Origin of the sequence: Bacillus manliponensis (assembly GCF_000712595.1) — a bacterium.
GTDB classification, from domain to species: Bacteria; Bacillota; Bacilli; order Bacillales; family Bacillaceae_G; genus Bacillus_A; species Bacillus_A manliponensis.
On sequence record NZ_JOTN01000004.1, the window covers coordinates 1 to 16821 of the forward strand.

Genomic DNA, 16821 nt, shown 5'->3' on the forward strand with positions numbered 1-16821 from the left:
CAGTTGGTTTATATTTTGAAACAAGTGCGGTCCTAATTACATTAATTTTACTTGGTAAATTGTTTGAGTCACTTGCAAAAGGGAAGTCATCAGAAGCAATTAAAAAATTAATGGGATTACAAGCAAAGACGGCAACGGTTATTCGAAACGATCAAGAAATGAGTATTCCATTAGAAGAAGTTGTTACAGGTGATATTGTAGTTGTAAAACCGGGTGAGAAGATACCTGTAGATGGTATCGTAATAGAAGGGACATCGGCAATTGATGAATCGATGTTAACTGGCGAAAGTATTCCGGTAGAAAAGCAAATTGGTGATGAAGTTATTGGGGCAACAGTAAATAAAAATGGTTCTTTAAAAATAGAAGCGACTAAAGTTGGAAAAGATACAGCACTTGCACAAATTATTAAGGTTGTTGAAGATGCACAAGGGTCAAAGGCACCAATTCAGCGAGTGGCAGATGTCATTTCTGGTATTTTCGTTCCGATTGTTGTTGGGATTGCAATTGTTACTTTTATCGTATGGTTTACAATTGTCGACCCTGGTAACTTTGCAAGTGCGCTTGAAAAACTAATTGCAGTTCTTGTTATTGCTTGTCCGTGTGCGTTAGGTCTTGCAACGCCAACATCAATTATGGCTGGATCTGGGCGCGCGGCTGAATACGGCATTTTATTTAAAGGCGGAGAACATTTAGAAGGTACACAAAAAATTAATACAGTGTTAGTTGATAAAACAGGTACAGTTACAAAAGGAAAACCAGAACTAACAGATGTATCAGTAGAAAATATCGATGAAGAACAATTTTTATACTTTGTTGGAAGTGCTGAAAGAAATTCAGAGCATCCACTTGCAGAAGCAATTGTCGAAGGTGTGAAACAAAAAGGTATTGCATTAGGCAATACGACAGAGTTTGAAGCGATACCTGGGTACGGTATAAAAGCGGTTGTAGAAAATCGTGAAATCTTAATTGGTACAAGGAAGTTAATGGAGAAATATCATGTGAAAGCAACGCACGCTTATTCCTTTATGGAGCAGCTTGAAAATGAAGGGAAAACAGCAATGTTAGTTGGTATTGACGGTGCATATGCTGGGGTTGTTGCAGTTGCAGATACAATTAAAGAAACATCAAAAGAAGCAGTTTCGAAATTAAAAGAAATGGGTATTCAAGTTGTTATGATTACAGGTGACAACGAAAGAACGGCACATGCAATTGCAAAGCAAGTAGGAATTGATCATGTTCGCGCGGGAGTATTACCAGAAGATAAAGCGAATGAAGTGAAAAAGTTCCAAGTAGAAGGAAAACATGTCGCAATGGTTGGTGACGGTATTAACGATGCGCCGGCTCTTGCAGTCGCTGACATCGGTATGGCAATGGGAACAGGTACAGACGTAGCAATGGAAGCTGCCGATGTAACACTTATGCGCGGTGATTTACGAAGCATTGCAGATGCCATCTTTATGAGTAAGAAAACGATGCGCAACATTAAACAAAACTTATTCTGGGCATTAATTTATAACACATTAGGTATTCCAATTGCAGCAGCAGGATTCCTTGCACCATGGTTAGCAGGAGCAGCAATGGCGTTTAGTTCTGTATCGGTTGTACTGAATGCTTTAAGACTTCAACGAGTGAAGTTGTAATATTGTAAGGAAGAGAGGATAGGGAAATATACTATCCTCTTTCTTAATTAAATAAAAATTTTGATATAAAATGGATTGTTTTCTATTTTTATTATTTCATAAATAATGGATTCTCTTCATTCATATTACTTTTAATAATCTATTTCCATATGTAATTTAGGAAAAATTAACATATATGATAGCTTTCATGCGTGTACTTATGGCTTTACGTGTTACAACATAGTAGGGAACTTACTGTAACCGTTGCTGATACATTCCCCTTACCTTTCCATCTAAAAAAGTAATTTCTGCAAGGGATTGGGGTTTTATCCCTGGCCAAACATATGTAACAGAGTAGGTAGAGGTTCCTTTTTCACCAGTTTCAGAGAAAAGGTCTCCATCTGCGCCCAAAATATCTTTAACTTCTTCATAAGTCATACCTGATTCTACTTTCGCAAATTGCTCTAGTGTTATGGAATTAGTAGACTGCGCTTGTTCTTCATTAGGCTTTGAAGTGTTTTTCTTGTTTGAATCTGACGAACATGCTACAAGAAATAAGCAGGTGGATGCTACAGTAATAAGTGTGAGTTTTAAGGTTTGCTTTTTCATAAATAACCTCCTTATTTTTCTAGTTATTTCCTAATTATACTATAAATAGATTTAATTTTCTTTAAAGTGAATTTATTTATAGAAGGCAAGTAAAAAGGCAATCTTGCTTTGAAGATTGCCTTTTTATATCGAAATAGAAGAGCGCTTCTTATCATTTTGAGTATGTGCAAATGTAAAAGACTCTTTTTCATTTTGTTGATATGTTTGTTGTTTAGTACGCTCTTTTTTTACAGATTCTTTTGCTTGTAATGAGTCTTGAATACCAGCAGTCATGAGTTTAATCATTAAAATGGTAAAGAAGAAAGCGAATAGTGTACTCGTCACAATCCACATTGAGTTGTGTAGTTCATGGTAATTTAAACCAATTAATCCTGCCCAGTCGTTTGAAAGTGAGACTGGCCTTGGTTCACCAAAGTCTGTTGCTTCTTTCATTTGTACACCACCAATGACAATGTTAAGTAATGATAAGTGGATCATTAGTAACAATGTTTGTACAATATGTTGCATAAATAGTAGAAAGAGTCGCTCGCTTAAGAGTGCCCGTATATGTTTTACAATAATATGAAATCTACTTGCTCCCATTATTTTGGCGCTTAGTATATATTCCCGCTTCATAAATTCGTTTACTTCTGATGAAATATACATCGTTAAAGTAGGAATTGCCACAAATATAAGAATGGCAGATTGATAGAAAACGAGTGATAAATCAGGTTTTATGAAGGCATCTTGATTTGAATAAACCGTTAGCTGTACAGGGAAGATCAAAATCGCCGCGATAAAGACAGTTGGTACATAGTAAAACACTTCTGTGCAAGATTGCCATACCTTTTTGAGTTTTTCCATATATAAGCTTAGTAATACACCGAAAATAGCGCTGAAAAATATGCGCAAGAAGCTAATGCCAATCGCAAATAAAATTGTAAATTTGGCTCCATCTAATATTTGATAGAAAATAGAGATTCCGAAGCGATCTGAGCCAAGCGGAGGCATCTCATGTGGTTCAAAAGGAGATGCTGCAATTAAATTTTCGTTTTCGTCATATAAAAGTCGCATTGGGTTTAAAGTGTCTTCTTTAAAATACAAGCTGTAAATAAAGCTAGCACTAATAAATACGAAAAGGTAAGTAAATCCAATTAAAAATCGTTTTGATTTCCAAATGTGCTTCATATTATTTCTCCTCCTATTTGTTTTTGCCATCTTTTTATGCAGTAGGTAACCGCCTGAAAGATGATGTAGAAAGGTAGAAGAATCATAATGAGCACAACAGGTATAGTCGGTGAGGAATACGTAGTCAGTAAAAATTTAATGATCCCATCTATATTAAAAATAAACTCAAGTATAAATAAGTTAGAGAGTAAAAAGACAAAAATTGTTTTTAAATGATTAAAGAGATGAATCATAATATTTTTAAAGAGGTGTACTCGCATAATATATCCAGGGCTGAATCCTTTACCATACGCAACTTCAATATATTGTTTTTTATGTTCTTCTTCTATATATAAAATCATCATTCGAAACATTTGTAAGGCTGGTAGTATCGATAAACAAAAAATAGGAAGTAAATATGCCCGTTTTTCATTAAAAGTAAAAATTTGAACAGGAGAATCGCCAGTTGTTCGTACCATCCATATGAAAAATAGCTGTAACCCACACATAATCATCACATCTGGTATCGCCTCTAACACAAATACAACTTTATGTATGATGCTCTTTATCCAAGATGAAGACAAGTAAAACAAGTAAGATAGAATACTTGAAACAAATAATGCAAGAATGAACCCTCCGAATAAAATGGTGAATGAGTAAAAATAAGGATCCCAAACTGCTGGGAATAAAGGGACTTCTTGAGGTCCTCTAACAGACATAGCAGTATAAGTTAAAGATTCTGGTGTAGATAATTCCTTAATAAGGAGTGAAAAACGTTCAATAAATTGATTCGGCTGGAATGTTATTTTTCCATCACCTGCAAATAAAGAGGGGAGTGCCCATAGTATGAGCAGTGTAAATATTGCGATGATTGCTTGTATGAATGAGAAAAGTAGGTTTTTCAGCATAATGCACCTCCGACATAGTTTTTCCATTGTGTATATTCATAAAAAAGCAACGCCAAGATGACGTTGCTCCCTCATTAAGCGGATTTTGTTTTCGCCTTCTCTAATAAACTAGCTAACACATGTGTACGATATGATTCTAGCTTTCTACCTTCGTAATAACGGATTCCTAATTTTTTTAGTTCGTTTACGTACCAACCTTTGCTTCCGAAATGCATGTGATCGCTTCCTTTCGTATTTAAAGATATTCTGATTGCTTTGGTTATAGGAATTTCCAGTTGAAAAAGGTTAACTTCTTGATGAAAGCAATATATACTGGAAGTAGTATATATTGAGGTGGACAGCCGTGATTATAGAGAAGCACGAAATACAAATTGATCAAGTTACGAGTGGGAAAGTCAATATCTTTACGTTTTATCGGAATAAAAAGCAAATTGACCATCCATTTTTACAATTGCAGGAGCCTTCGCTCGTTGCAAATTATTTCTTTCCGTTTCACCTTGATGCGGAAAGTTTGCGTCTGTTACATGAAGAATTTCCGACCATTTATCCGTATGACGGACAAGAGAGTATTCTAAGTTGGACGGATAAAATGAAGGATGAACTAAAACGTCTTATTCAAACTGGAAAGTGGAATAAGCGTGTCCATCTTGGGAATTGCATAATTGAAGTAGATTTTCTTTGGTGTGAAGAAGATAATGCGTAAAAAGAAGCGATATGACGCTTCTTTTTTAGTTTTTAAATAAAACAAGCTTTCCGCTTGCAGATGTGCAGCGATGGGTGCGCTCATACAATTCTTTTTCTCGCAAGATTGCCTCGCCCTTTTGCTTCGCTTCTGCTTCTGTCGCTGCCTCAAACGCTTCATCAAGTAGTTTTGTGCCGTCTTTTTCGAAAACTGTTAGTGTGTAAGTTCCCATGAAATTTCCCTCCAAAACAAATAATCAGAATGTTATAACTATTGTGGCATAAAATGGTGAATTATGCAAAGAAAAGAGTGTTATAAAATGATTTATCCTATTTATGCAATTGAAATAATTATATAATTATTATGTGTATTTACAAATTTGAGATTTATTTACATCTTGTTGTGTTTAAAAAGTAGAAAGGGTGTAAAGGTGAAATTATGAGTTTAAACATGTACATAGGGGAAGTAGAGGCACAAACAGAAAGTATGAACGCTTTTTGTAACGCGACAATTCAAGGGATGGAAGAAGTCATTCGTTCCATCGATGCTTTCGCACTAGATGTCACGCTGAAAGGAAAGACATATGAAAGTGCGAAAACGTTTTTTATGCAAACGTATCGCCAGTTAGCACAAGGTATCATTTATTTATGTGAAGAACTAATCGTCCAAAACAACGCCTTTCCAGCTGACTTTCAAGCAGAGGTCGCGACAGTTGATGTAGTTGAACAAGAAATACGCGAACAAATTCGAGAACTGGAGCAAATGATTGCAGCAATTGCAGCAATGGATGAACAAACACCTGAGACGGCAGCAATGCTACAAATTTATCACGCAATGAAAAGGAAACTGGAAGATAAACTAGAACGGTTATATCAATTCAATTATTCTTCTAGTGAGAATTATCGTACAGCAATTGAATTAGCTTCCAGTATTGCAAAAGGGCTTGCAGAAGTACAAAGTGGAAAAGGATTTCAAGCTGTCAGCGGAACATTTCATACTGAAAGGCTAAATATGGAGTGGGCAAAGCCAATTCAACTCATTACAGAAGAGAAAGCCCGAAAAGCTGACAATAAAACGGGGGAGAATAAAGAGTTTACAGAAGAAGAAGTACAAGCAGTACAACAATACCTTGAGGGAATAAAAGATGGTACAATAAAAGGGAATATAGACAAAGATTTCCACGTTGAAACAGATGCTTATGAAATGGAACATAACATTTTTGGCCGTCCCGTCGGTGGTGGAAAGCCAACGCTCGATCCATACTTAGTCAACATAGCACAATTTGGTTTTGACTTTTTCATCAGTGACCTTCTCACGCTCTTCGATTCAGAGGCTACTCCGGAAGAGAAACTTTTAGCAATGGGGTTCATGACACCGCAGGGAAAGCTTGGGAAAACATTAGATAAACTAAATGGTTTGAAAAAGTCTGGGAATGTGAAGAAGGATTCTTCTGGGAGTGTTGATGGTGATAAGGGCACGGTTAAGGATAAACCATTTGGTAAGTATTCAACAGCTATTGATGATAAAGTAAAAGTCATTGAAAAAGTAGATTTAGCAGATTGGATAAGTGAGTCATTTACTGACGGCAACTACAGAACTGTGGTTACAGAAGAAAATATCACATTCTATAGGACTTATGGTGGCGGTGCAAAAGCAGGTGGAGCATTTGTCACTACTAGCCCAGCTGGAAATAGAATAAATGCAAAAATAAGTACAGCATTAGTGCCTGATTGGAAAAATTCTAGGCAATATGAAGCAGTTATAGAAGTACCAAAAGGACAAATTTTAAATATAGGTAGAGTGGAGAAACAGTATACAAAAACTGGAGCATTACTAGAAGGCGATGGAGACCAAATATTACTACCACAAGGATGGCCCTCTGAATGGATAAAAGAGACACGAGAGGTTCCGAGTAGATAGGAGAATATAAATGGATAAGAAAAAGCAGTTAATTGACCAAATAAAAGTTGTGATAAATAAATTTGAGGAAGAGTATGCTAAAGATATAAATAGTGGTGTTTTACAGCTTATATATATAAGATATAAGAAGGCGTTAGAAATATTAGAAAATAATGAGGATATTAAAGGGATAAATATTTTAGGTGGTGTACGTGCATATATGGATAGCTACAATGACTATCAAAATACACTATTAGGAGAATTGCATAAGGCTGAAAAGATAATTAAAGAATTATGATGAAAGTATTTATTGATGTTTTGTAAAAGCCACCAATATACTCATAGCTTTGTATAAAGAGAATAACAAAGCTCGTAGCAATTAATTGAAAACATATACAGATAATTGAAAAGCAAAGCATATGAGAAGTGGATAGAAAAAGAAAAGGTCATTATCAACTTTTATTGTATATTTTGGAGTTACTTGATGCTTACTTATATTTTTCTTTTAATTGATCTAATATATATATAGACTAAATTTCAAATCTTGGATACGAGTTGCTGAGAGTTTTAGTATATCTTGATAAATTTGATTGTTATTTAACACTTCATCAAAATTTAAAGTAACTTTCCGTATTGGTTTTCCGTTTTTTGGATGTTCTGTTGGAATTCCATGTATTCATTCCTCTTTCATGAAAACTCAATGATTGAAATAAGTAAAAAAAATAACCATACAGACTCCTCCTTTTTATTGTAATGCGAAATACATGGGTCATGTAATTAAACTTTAATGCTCTATGTTTAATATTCTTTAATCCGTTCTATTTGCCTTTCGGGAGCAGGATAATTTATCTAAGGAGGAGAATAAGCTATGGAAAGTATTGAGCTTAATTTAGAATAGAATTTGTAGGGTGATAAGTCGATGATAGGAATAAGTATAGCAACGAAGTGGGAATATGAAGCGACATTGGAATACTTTAGCGTAAAAGATAACGAACGTTTCGGTTATCCTTATGGCGAGTATTTCATGAGAACAATTAATGATACTGAACTTGTTTTTTATAGTACCGGTGTAAGAAAAGTAAATGGTGTTGGTGGTAATCAGTATATGATTTCTAAATTTAATTTAACTAAAGTAATCATTGCTGGAACATGTGCAGGAATAGATGATAAGTTCAGTAATTTGGATATTTTTGTACCCAATAAAGCCGTTCAATATGATTGCACAGTAAAAGAAATTGAGCCTTTTATTAAACAATCCTTCATAGTCGATATTGATCTATCAAAATATGGAAATGAATTTTATAACGGAACAATTGGCACCGCGGATAAAGCAGTAGTTATGTGGAAGGACTATTTAGAACTTAAAGAAAACGAAATAATAATAGCCGATACAGAAGCGGGTGCAATTGCTTATATCTGTAAGAAGAATGATGTTGAGTGCATTATTATAAAAGGAATATCTGATTTTCCAACAGATGAAAGTAACTCTGATAAATTTGAATCGAACATTGAACAAATTAATGTTTATTTAGAAAACACCCCCAAAGTTATGAATAAAATATTTGGTGAATATTTAAAAAGATTTATTTAAATAAATTTAAAGTTAATAAAAAAGATAGAAATAGTCGATTTCCAGTGTATTAGGAGATCGGCTATTTTTATCCCGCATTAACGGGCTGTAAGACTCCCACCTCAAAACTTAAGAAAAAGCGAAGAAGTTTAGGTGGGAGATAAACAGCCCGTAAAAGCCCGATTGGTCGGGCTAACACTCAGTGGGGGATGAAGAAAACCCCCACTGAGTGAAGTTTCACTTTATTGGCACTCTTTATAAGGCAACACTCTAGCAGGGGCTAGTATTGCCCACTATGGCGTTGACAAACTCACTACACCGGAACCCAGTTGGCAGGAACAAACAACCGTTTGTTCCTGCCAACTGGCGATTATGAATTCCTTTGAAAAAGCTTTTACATAGTTTAATTTATTTAATAATTTAAAATTTATCTTTTTTAGTAATAAGAGTATTATTAATATTGACGATCTTATAGTGGATAGGGTATGACATTTAAACTTTCGTATAAATGCCACTTTACCCATAAGTTGACAAGAAAACACTTACTTTTATAGACGATTATCTAATTATCTAACGGAATTGGAAGCATAAATTGGCCTTGAGTTCATGCGGAATTTTATCCATATGGAGTAAAGGAAATAAAGACAATGATTACTTTTAACCACTGATATAATGGGATGAATACGAAGCTGCATACGTAGGTGAAGAGGATGTTTCACAGAATGTTGATAAGCCGGGGATTGTTGATGAGGAGAACTTCTGATAATGATGCGTTATGTCAACCTAACATGTATAGGATATACACTGTTTCTTATTCAACTAAAGGTGCAGTTTAACGCAAGAAGGATTGCAGGAAAAAATATACAACAATTAGAAATACTTAAAATAATAAACTAAGTGAGGAGATAATACTACTTTGAACATTTTAACTCTGATTTTAAGTTATTTAATAGGCTCAATTTCATTTGCTTTAATAGTCGGTAAAATGTTTTATAAGAAAGATATTCGTGATTATGGTAGTGGTAATCTTGGTGCAACTAATGCTTATAGAGTTTTAGGCATAAAAGCAGGAGTAATTGTTGCAATTGCTGATATATTAAAAGGTACATTTGCTTGTTTACTTCCACTAATACTTAGTTCTACGATTAACCCTATTGTATGTGGTTTATTAGTCATATTGGGACACATATTTTCTGTATTTGCTAGTTTTAAAGGTGGAAAAGCTGTTGCGACAGCAACTGGAGTTTTTTTATTTTTGTCACCTTTAGGTGTTTTGGTTGGTTTTGTTGTGTTTGTGCTAACTTTGTTATTTACTAAGTATGTATCACTAAGTTCAATGTTGGCTGGTATAGCATTATTTATTTATAGTCTAATATTTGAAGATAAAGTTATCATAGCACTTTCTCTACTAATAATCGTATCAATAATCATTCTTCATCGACAAAATATAAAGAGAATTCTAAATGGAACAGAGAACAAAATAGTCTAAAAATATTGAGTATTATTTGTTAAGCTAACGGGTGCTTTAATTGAGCAAGAAACTAAAAACTTTTAACTTCCGCTTTCGAGAATTATGTAAATGAGCTGTCCATATGGGCGGCTTATTGTATTTTTTGCTTAGCGTGGTTTTGTTCCAAAATGCTGGCGGTACCCCGACTGGGAATTTGGTTTTCTTTTGTTTTTCGACAGGAAACGACATACCACTAAACACTTTCCTGATATAATCTCAACGAATCATACATATTGCAGGTGGTTTCAAGTCAAAGGGAGCACTCTAGAGAGTGCTCTTATATTTTTTGTTGGAGGACTATTCATGAGCTTAAAACTAAAATACATTCTATATTTCTTTTCTTATTTTCTTGTTTATCCATTTTCGTTTCCAATCATATTCCCTATTGGAATGTGGTTATCAAACCCTGAATTATCTAAAAATACAGTGGGTTTAGGTTTTTTTATTCTTTGTGCATCTGTTACAATTTTAGGCGCGGGGTGCTTAAATGTTGTTTTTAAAAATGGTACAAATTTAGATAAGAACACCAAATACTCATGGGCTATTTTTATTTCACATTTAATTCTTATACCACTAACTTATATACTCTATACTAATTAGTATAGAGTATCTCCTGAACGTTATGTAGAACACGGCGAAGTCAAAGCTGATGTGTTTGGGGGACGAGAAGTGCCGAAGGATATGGTAGATAAATAGAAACCGCGCTTAAACATAAGCGCGGTTCTTTGATTAATATCTATTTCCCTCGTAGCATCTAGTATAAACCCCAGTATTATAATCATAATGCATAGCTTTAAAATACCACGTAATACGATTAGGTCCATCTGTTCAATAATTTGCAAAAGAACCATGTGTATTTTGCATTGACATTTTTAAAGTATGGCTACTTGGAGGACAAACTGATGAGTATGGTAAATTTGATGAAGAAAGAGTTTTCACACTATCGACTGTAGGTGTAGAAGCTGAAACTCCCATACCTCCCGTTAATGCAAATCCAGTTGCTAATGCACCTGCTATTAATTTTTTAAACATATAACTATCCCCTTTACACTTAATTTTTTTGGTACAATTCAAGCATATTCCTTTTAACCAAATGTTTAAATATTTAGAAAATTTAGAAATAATAAGTAGAACATTCACCGTTTTCTGTATAATTTTTAGAAAATAATTACATTAATAGAAGTGATATAATACATTTAGTAGGCTGTCCCTTCCATAAGCTTACTGCTCATGCAAATGAGATGGATAATACTTATACCCAAAGAAACCCAAAAAGAAAAGCCACTATATTAGTGGCTTTTCTTTTTACCAATCAACATCATTTATATTAGTACCTGATATTGCTTCAAAATCAATATTTAAATTTCTATCGCTGCCATACGAAATTTCATACATGCCCGCTCTCATACCTTGTGAATATCCCGCTTTATGATTTGCCCACTGATTTTGACCTGGTCCTATTTTAGTTGAAATGTACTTATGGCCACTACTTACATGCTTTACAGTAAGATTTACATTACTATTAGTTCTACGAGCCTTTTTCGTTTTCTACTGGTTACAATAACGCTGGTACTAGGTCTATACAAAAATTGAATATTTTATTGATAAATATAACCAAAATATCACAATTTCAGGTGAAATAGACTACATTGGGATTGTGTTTAAAACAAAGAAAGGGGGATATTGTGAAATGAAGAAATTTTCAACCATTTTCGCAACGTTAGGAATAGCTTTTAGCCTATCTTCACCAACAGCATTAGCAGTGGATTGTTATGATTCAGGGACGTGGGATATAGTACATAGTAGCAACCCATATGATGGTACTAAAGACTATAGTAAAGAACAAGCAATTTGTGCAGGGAATCTAGTTACGGATGGAAGTATTAAAGTAAAATCAACCCATCCAAATCCTGGGGAATTGACTCTGACCATTTCTTTTAAGGAAGAAAGAAGAGGGCCAGATAAAACAATAAAAACGAAAACAATCAAAAATTATGAAGTCAACAGTGGCTCAAAATCTATTAAAATTAATGCAGGTGATGTAGAACTAGGTAATTATTATATAGAAATAGAAGCCGATCCAGAAGGGGATTTTGGTACTGACGAGTATACAATTATTAGCTCTGGGGATTTTACTTCAACAACTAATTAATAATACTTATTGAATGATCTTAATTCGAAAAGTTCCATGATGGAACCTTTCGAATTTGCCACAAAATCACCATTTTACACAACATTAACTCCCATAGATAACCCTAGGAGGAAAATTCGAACTTCTGGGACCACCTCTGATGAGTTTGCATGAGGTGGCCCCCTGCTATGACTTGTATCATACCTGAATTGTTATTTTGATTAGAACAATGCGTAATCCCAGAGGTATTACATGGTAATATCCTCTGGGATTATTTTTTGCGTTTAAACCTTGGTATTACTGGAAACACTATTTACTGAAGTTAGGACTTAGGACAAGCTTTTTAGGGAGTAATGATTTATCGGATTGCGACTCCGATTTTTAAACATCGGTACTTCCTTTTTCCTTCTTTATAAATAAGAAAATGATAAAGAGTAGCAACAAGATGATAATTATCTCAAAGAAGTGTTTACGAATCATTTCATCTGGAAAAATCCAACCCACAATTCCAAGAAGTCCTAAAATCTGAATTAGAATATTTTCCTGTAATCTTTTCATAAACTCCTTAACATGTTGCTTCATAAATGCCTTCCTCCTACATTTAAAATTTACCCTGAATTGATTTGTTGCTTTTTTATTGGGTATATAGTTTAGTTTTGTCAAATTGTATAGTTTTGATTCCGATACACAAAAAAATATTCAAGGTTTTTTACTTATGGTTTGTACAAAGAGTACTATGTAAACTATGAATCTCGATTTTAAAAATTATAAATTGAACCCTCAAGTTGGTTTTTATGGGGGAGTAATACATCGCCATCAAATTAAGAAATACATTCTTCCCCAAAACGAAAAAGTTGAGCTGAATTCTTATAAATAACTGTAGAGGTATAAATTTTTCGGTTCTGGTGCAAAAATATCATTTATTTTTTCGTCATCCCCATAACTTTTTAAGTAGGAAAATCGTTAAATTAGATGAATACTAATTTTATAAATTATTAAAATGAATGGGGGAAAATTATGAAAGTCCTTATATTAGGAGGTACTCGCTTTTTAGGAAGAGCTTTAGTAGAAGAAGCGTTGAAAAGAGGGCATGAAGTTACCTTATTTAATCGTGGCACGAATAAAGATGTATTTCCTGAAGTGGAGCAGCTAATCGGTAATAGAGACAGTGATGTATCAGTCTTAGAAAATCGAAAATGGGATGTTGTAATGGACACATGTGGATTTGCGCCCCATCAAATTAAAAAAATTGCCGCTGTACTTGGGGACAACATCGAACATTATACTTTTGTATCAAGTATCTCTACTTATAAAGATTGGATTCCACTTCATATTAAGGAAGACTATCATTTACAATCTATGCCGCCTAGCGATAAGTTGAAGGCGGTTGAGGAGGGGGAAATCTCACCATATGAGTATTATGGAGCATTGAAAGTTTTATGTGAAGCGGAAGCGGAGAAACATTGGCCGAATCGTGTTTTGCATATAAGAGCAGGACTACTTGTTGGACCATTTGACTATTCAGATCGACTCCCGTACTGGGTTCAGCGTGTAGCACAAGGTGGAAAAATAATGGTGCCGGGGCGTTCAGACCGTCCTGTTCAATTGATTGACGTAAAAGATGTAGCAACTTGGGCGCTCGATATGGCAGAAAACAGAAAAGTAGGCAAGTTCAATGTAACAGGACCGAATGATGAATTGACGATAGAAGAGCTATTAAATACTTGTAAAGCAGTAACAAACAGCGATGCTGAATTTGTATGGGTAGAAGAGCAATTTCTACTGGAAAATAAAGTGCAGCCTTGGACGGAGATGCCTTTATGGATTCCTACATCTTTCCCGTTAGAAGGAGAAACAGAACCGTGGAAAGGTAGCTTTTTCATTAGTATAGAAAAAGCTGTTAACGCCGGTCTGTCTTTTAGACCTATTGAAGATACAATTTGTGATGTGTATCAATGGGAGAAATCGAGAGAAGATACAGAGCGAAAAGCAGGTATATTAAGAGGAAGAGAGCGGGAATTGCTAGAAGTTTGGTTTCAGAAAGAGAAATTGTGATGAGGGTATATACTCACATGCCCATCAAGTTAAGAATATGAACTACCCCCAAGAGAAAAAAACGCTATTCTTACCAAAAGAATAGCGTTTTTTTCATTATTTAAATATGATTTTATCCGAATTTAATGGAGATTTCTCCTACAAAAGTAATAGGATTTTTATTTGAATTTGCTACCTCAGTTGGATTTATCGTATTTCAATCTCAATATAATAGTAAGTAGGTATATCGGATATGGATGTACATTACAATGATTATACATATTTCAAATTTAGAATTACAGTAACTACTGAACACGTAGTTACCAATAAAGTGAAACTTCAATCAGTGGGGTTTTCTCCACCCCTCACTGATTGTCAGCCCGACCAATCGGGCTTTTACGGGCTGTTAATCGATTGAGGTGGGCGTCTTACAGCCCGCAAATAGCGGGATAAAGAAAGGAATAAGCATAATGATACAGAATATATACGAAACTCATTTACATGTAAGAAATTTAGAAAAAGCAATAGATTTCTATCAAAATAAATTAGGGTTAGCATTAGCGAGAAAACTATCTAAAAGAAGAGTGGCTTTCTTTTGGGTAGGGGAAAATAAAAAACAAATGCTTGGACTATGGGAAGTGCATAATATTAAAGATTTTGAGCCGAAACATTTTGCTTTTGGTGTAGATTTAGAGTTTTTAAAGACTTCTAAATTGTGGTTAGAGGGGCGTGGAATAGAAGTGGTAGGAAGTCAGGGGAAAGGAAATCAAGAGCCAATTGTTCAAAGGTGGATGCCCGCTGCAAGTGTATACTTTCTGGATTGTGATGGAAATAAACTAGAATTTATTTCTATGTTACATGATGATCCAGATGAATTAGAGTATGCATCTTATTTAAGTGAATGGGATGCGGAGCACCAAGAAAAATGAATGAAATTGTATCTATAAAACGAAAGTTCATTATATTTCCGCTCTTAAGTTGATGGGCATGTAACGGTACCCCATACACATCAAGCTAATATTCTGAAGTACTTTCAAAGTGAAAGTTTTGTATAAAAACCTATCCTCATAATTGTAGAGAGCAGCAAATTTAAGTTGATGACTAAAGCAGCGCATCAGTGAAATTAAGATGGTTATCCTTATAAAAATGAAAGAAGTTCCGGATTATTGTAAAAAGACAATAAAGGTATTTAATTTTAAAACCTAAAACAAGCATAACCCCGCTATAAATTTAGGGCGGGGTTAAAATATAGTTGTTTAATTTTCGATATAAGATACTTCACTGTACTTAAAAATATAACAATAAAGTCGTTTGGAAATCTAAGTTTTATTTAACAATAGCGCCCTATTCTGGAATAGTCCTTTACTAACATTACCTCGTGAAGCCCTTTTCACCTTTGTACTTTTCTTGTGCTTTTTGTCCCTAAAATAGTAGGTGAATACCGAACAGTTGAGGTAAGCATAACATAAATCGAGACAGCTGCCACTGCATAGATAATCGCTACGCCCCACAGTCAACTCAAGCCTCGGTGAACTGTGGATGTCGTCGCGAGGATCACGTTTTTCTGGTCGAATCCAGAACCTCCAAATAGTGCTGATTATACATAATGCCTAGGATGTTCCCAAAGGGATCGACCACGGAAGCAGTGGTGAACCCCTTGCCGCGCTCTGTGGGTGCCTCGTACTCTTTCGCTCCCATAGACAGCAGCTTCTTGAAAGTTGCTGTTACATCGTTGACGTGCCAGTACACTACAGCACCAGCCGGACCGGTCGCTGAACCATCGGGCGCGTAGCGGCTATCAATCAGGCCCAGCTCGTGCTGGTAGTCGCCGAGGCGAAACTCGGCATATCCCGGACGTTCGAAGTATGGTTCGATGCCTAATAGCTCGGCGTACCACTTCTTTGCCGCAGTTAAATCATCCGTCCAAAAACTGACTGTGGTGAGTCCTCTTAATGTCTGTGTATCGCTCATAATCGATTTCCTCCTCAATATTGAGTAGTGCTAAACTAAATAACATCTTCTGATTAACTTCGATTTACTTAGGGATACTCCCTTCTCTTATTCAAGAAAATGGCCGAATAAAAGAAGACGCCTTCTTACTTAAGAATGGCGTCCATTTATTGAAGAAGGGGATTTACGGATTTTTTGCATAAATAGTTCTGGATTATCAAGCTGTTCAAAACCATATTGGTTATATAATGAATGTGCATCATTAGTAGCTAACATAAACCTACGAACTCCTTGTAGTTCGGGATGTTTGGTGATAATGTTCATTAACCATTTTGATAATCCTAATTTACGATAGTTCGGTAATATAAACACATCACAAAGATACGCAAATGTTGCTGAATCTGTTATTACCCTTGCAAAACCAACTTGTTCAATAACTTCATTACCATTTTCACCTTTATAAACACCAAAACATAAGGGAGTATTTTCAATTGACTCTTTTACTGTTTCCTTGGGTATTCCCTTTGACCAGTAAGCTTCTTGACTCAAAAAATTATGTATTAAATCCACATCCAAATACTCTTTATTAGTAGAAATCGAAAAGTCTTTATTTATCCATATTCTCATTTCAAATCCCCCTAAACTTTTTAAATTCTACTGTAATTATATTAAACCAATGATGTAAATATTTTTAAACTAACCTGTAACAGCAGCTTAATAAAAATCACTTCAATCCACAAAGATTCCCTCAAAGCTTTACTCC

At 34.8% G+C, this 16821-nt stretch carries 20 protein-coding genes; 10 read left to right on the forward strand and 10 right to left on the reverse strand.

Going from position 1 to position 16821, the window contains the following annotated elements:
- Window positions 1-1640 (forward strand): copper-translocating P-type ATPase (locus BAMA_RS06025; protein ID WP_034637211.1); only part of this gene is annotated, 1640 nt, incomplete at its 5' end.
- A gap of 231 nt (window positions 1641-1871) precedes the next feature.
- Here BAMA_RS06025 and BAMA_RS23440 read toward each other — a convergent pair.
- The 4 genes from BAMA_RS23440 to BAMA_RS23825 all read right to left on the reverse strand — a co-directional run bounded on the left by BAMA_RS23440 (window position 1872) and on the right by BAMA_RS23825 (window position 4497).
- Window positions 1872-2228, reverse strand: coding sequence for a hypothetical protein (locus BAMA_RS23440; RefSeq protein WP_051758879.1), 357 nt, complete (start codon window positions 2226-2228; stop codon window positions 1872-1874).
- A gap of 123 nt (window positions 2229-2351) precedes the next feature.
- Window positions 2352-3395, reverse strand: coding sequence for an ABC transporter permease subunit (locus BAMA_RS06035; protein ID WP_034637212.1), 1044 nt, complete (start codon window positions 3393-3395; stop codon window positions 2352-2354).
- Window positions 3392-4282, reverse strand: a complete 891-nt coding sequence (locus BAMA_RS06040; RefSeq protein ID WP_034637214.1) for an ABC transporter permease subunit — start codon at window positions 4280-4282, stop codon at window positions 3392-3394. The genes BAMA_RS06035 and BAMA_RS06040 overlap by 4 nt, the downstream gene beginning before the upstream one ends.
- 74 nt (window positions 4283-4356) lie before the next feature.
- Window positions 4357-4497: a YflJ family protein gene (locus BAMA_RS23825; RefSeq protein WP_084157906.1), complete on the reverse strand. Its 141-nt coding sequence runs from the start codon at window positions 4495-4497 to the stop codon at window positions 4357-4359.
- 128 nt (window positions 4498-4625) lie between these two features.
- Between BAMA_RS23825 and BAMA_RS06045 the strand changes: the two genes are divergently transcribed.
- The gene (locus tag BAMA_RS06045) at window positions 4626-4985 is read left to right on the forward strand and encodes a hypothetical protein (RefSeq protein WP_034637216.1); all 360 of its coding nucleotides are present in this window, start codon (window positions 4626-4628) and stop codon (window positions 4983-4985) included.
- 25 nt (window positions 4986-5010) lie between these two features.
- On the opposite strand, the gene BAMA_RS06050 is transcribed toward BAMA_RS06045, so the two are convergent.
- On the reverse strand, window positions 5011-5196 hold the full coding sequence (locus BAMA_RS06050; protein ID WP_034637217.1) for a YhzD family protein: 186 nt from the start codon (window positions 5194-5196) through the stop codon (window positions 5011-5013).
- Between the two features lie 206 nt (window positions 5197-5402).
- On the opposite strand from BAMA_RS06050, the gene BAMA_RS23830 reads away from it, so the two are divergent.
- From BAMA_RS23830 to BAMA_RS06075, 5 genes are all read left to right on the forward strand, one after another.
- On the forward strand, window positions 5403-6884 hold the full coding sequence (locus BAMA_RS23830; protein ID WP_034637218.1) for a T7SS effector LXG polymorphic toxin: 1482 nt from the start codon (window positions 5403-5405) through the stop codon (window positions 6882-6884).
- Window positions 6885-6894: 10 nt separating this feature from the next.
- Entirely contained in the window at window positions 6895-7161 is a 267-nt protein-coding gene (locus BAMA_RS06060) for a hypothetical protein (protein ID WP_034637220.1), read from the forward strand.
- Between the two features lie 621 nt (window positions 7162-7782).
- Entirely contained in the window at window positions 7783-8454 is a 672-nt protein-coding gene (locus BAMA_RS06065) for a 5'-methylthioadenosine/S-adenosylhomocysteine nucleosidase family protein (RefSeq protein ID WP_034637222.1), read from the forward strand.
- Window positions 8455-9349: 895 nt separating this feature from the next.
- Entirely contained in the window at window positions 9350-9922 is a 573-nt protein-coding gene (plsY, locus tag BAMA_RS06070; protein WP_034637224.1) for a glycerol-3-phosphate 1-O-acyltransferase PlsY, read from the forward strand.
- A gap of 324 nt (window positions 9923-10246) precedes the next feature.
- Window positions 10247-10543 (forward strand): hypothetical protein, encoded by a 297-nt coding sequence (locus BAMA_RS06075; RefSeq protein ID WP_034637227.1) that lies wholly within the window; start codon window positions 10247-10249, stop codon window positions 10541-10543.
- Between the two features lie 129 nt (window positions 10544-10672).
- On the opposite strand, the gene BAMA_RS25605 is transcribed toward BAMA_RS06075, so the two are convergent.
- Together BAMA_RS25605 and BAMA_RS06080 are read right to left on the reverse strand one after the other, a co-directional pair.
- On the reverse strand, window positions 10673-10753 hold the full coding sequence (locus BAMA_RS25605) for an LCI fold-containing protein (RefSeq protein ID WP_415782869.1): 81 nt from the start codon (window positions 10751-10753) through the stop codon (window positions 10673-10675).
- Window positions 10754-10771: 18 nt separating this feature from the next.
- Window positions 10772-10975, reverse strand: a complete 204-nt coding sequence (locus BAMA_RS06080) for a hypothetical protein (RefSeq protein ID WP_235184422.1) — start codon at window positions 10973-10975, stop codon at window positions 10772-10774.
- A 658-nt stretch (window positions 10976-11633) separates the two neighbouring features.
- Here BAMA_RS06080 and BAMA_RS06085 point away from each other — a divergent pair.
- Window positions 11634-12095: a hypothetical protein gene (locus BAMA_RS06085; RefSeq protein ID WP_034637229.1), complete on the forward strand. Its 462-nt coding sequence runs from the start codon at window positions 11634-11636 to the stop codon at window positions 12093-12095.
- A gap of 360 nt (window positions 12096-12455) precedes the next feature.
- Here BAMA_RS06085 and BAMA_RS06090 read toward each other — a convergent pair whose 3' ends face one another.
- A complete protein-coding gene (locus tag BAMA_RS06090) occupies window positions 12456-12656 on the reverse strand; it encodes a hypothetical protein (RefSeq protein ID WP_034637231.1) in 201 nt (66 codons plus the stop codon).
- 435 nt (window positions 12657-13091) lie between these two features.
- On the opposite strand from BAMA_RS06090, the gene BAMA_RS06095 reads away from it, so the two are divergent.
- Window positions 13092-14129: an SDR family oxidoreductase gene (locus tag BAMA_RS06095; protein WP_034637234.1), complete on the forward strand. Its 1038-nt coding sequence runs from the start codon at window positions 13092-13094 to the stop codon at window positions 14127-14129.
- Between the two features lie 449 nt (window positions 14130-14578).
- Window positions 14579-15037: a VOC family protein gene (locus BAMA_RS06100; protein ID WP_034637236.1), complete on the forward strand. Its 459-nt coding sequence runs from the start codon at window positions 14579-14581 to the stop codon at window positions 15035-15037.
- Between the two features lie 625 nt (window positions 15038-15662).
- Here the strand turns inward: BAMA_RS06100 and BAMA_RS06105 are convergent.
- Window positions 15663-16079 carry a VOC family protein gene (locus tag BAMA_RS06105; protein ID WP_034637244.1) on the reverse strand — a complete coding sequence of 139 codons (417 nt, stop codon included), beginning with the start codon at window positions 16077-16079 and terminating at the stop codon, window positions 15663-15665.
- Between the two features lie 129 nt (window positions 16080-16208).
- A complete protein-coding gene (locus BAMA_RS06110; RefSeq protein ID WP_034637245.1) occupies window positions 16209-16685 on the reverse strand; it encodes a GNAT family N-acetyltransferase in 477 nt (158 codons plus the stop codon).
- Window positions 16686-16821 lie beyond the last annotated feature (136 nt).

What these genes read in the sequence shown, in the direction of transcription:
- BAMA_RS23440 (WP_051758879.1), bottom strand. Translation starts at nt 2,228, where the DNA reads ATGAAAAAGCAAACCTTAAAACTCACACTTATTACTGTAGCATCCACC.
- BAMA_RS06035 (WP_034637212.1), bottom strand. Translation starts at nt 3,395, where the DNA reads ATGAAGCACATTTGGAAATCAAAACGATTTTTAATTGGATTTACTTAC.
- BAMA_RS06040 (WP_034637214.1), bottom strand. Translation starts at nt 4,282, where the DNA reads ATGCTGAAAAACCTACTTTTCTCATTCATACAAGCAATCATCGCAATA.
- BAMA_RS23825 (WP_084157906.1), bottom strand. Translation starts at nt 4,497, where the DNA reads ATGCATTTCGGAAGCAAAGGTTGGTACGTAAACGAACTAAAAAAATTA.
- BAMA_RS06050 (WP_034637217.1), bottom strand. Translation starts at nt 5,196, where the DNA reads ATGGGAACTTACACACTAACAGTTTTCGAAAAAGACGGCACAAAACTA.
- BAMA_RS23830 (WP_034637218.1), top strand. Translation starts at nt 5,403, where the DNA reads ATGAGTTTAAACATGTACATAGGGGAAGTAGAGGCACAAACAGAAAGT.
- BAMA_RS06060 (WP_034637220.1), top strand. Translation starts at nt 6,895, where the DNA reads ATGGATAAGAAAAAGCAGTTAATTGACCAAATAAAAGTTGTGATAAAT.
- BAMA_RS06065 (WP_034637222.1), top strand. Translation starts at nt 7,783, where the DNA reads ATGATAGGAATAAGTATAGCAACGAAGTGGGAATATGAAGCGACATTG.
- BAMA_RS06075 (WP_034637227.1), top strand. Translation starts at nt 10,247, where the DNA reads ATGAGCTTAAAACTAAAATACATTCTATATTTCTTTTCTTATTTTCTT.
- BAMA_RS06080 (WP_235184422.1), bottom strand. Translation starts at nt 10,975, where the DNA reads ATGTTTAAAAAATTAATAGCAGGTGCATTAGCAACTGGATTTGCATTA.
- BAMA_RS06085 (WP_034637229.1), top strand. Translation starts at nt 11,634, where the DNA reads ATGAAGAAATTTTCAACCATTTTCGCAACGTTAGGAATAGCTTTTAGC.
- BAMA_RS06090 (WP_034637231.1), bottom strand. Translation starts at nt 12,656, where the DNA reads ATGAAGCAACATGTTAAGGAGTTTATGAAAAGATTACAGGAAAATATT.
- BAMA_RS06095 (WP_034637234.1), top strand. Translation starts at nt 13,092, where the DNA reads ATGAAAGTCCTTATATTAGGAGGTACTCGCTTTTTAGGAAGAGCTTTA.
- BAMA_RS06100 (WP_034637236.1), top strand. Translation starts at nt 14,579, where the DNA reads ATGATACAGAATATATACGAAACTCATTTACATGTAAGAAATTTAGAA.
- BAMA_RS06105 (WP_034637244.1), bottom strand. Translation starts at nt 16,079, where the DNA reads ATGAGCGATACACAGACATTAAGAGGACTCACCACAGTCAGTTTTTGG.
- BAMA_RS06110 (WP_034637245.1), bottom strand. Translation starts at nt 16,685, where the DNA reads ATGAGAATATGGATAAATAAAGACTTTTCGATTTCTACTAATAAAGAG.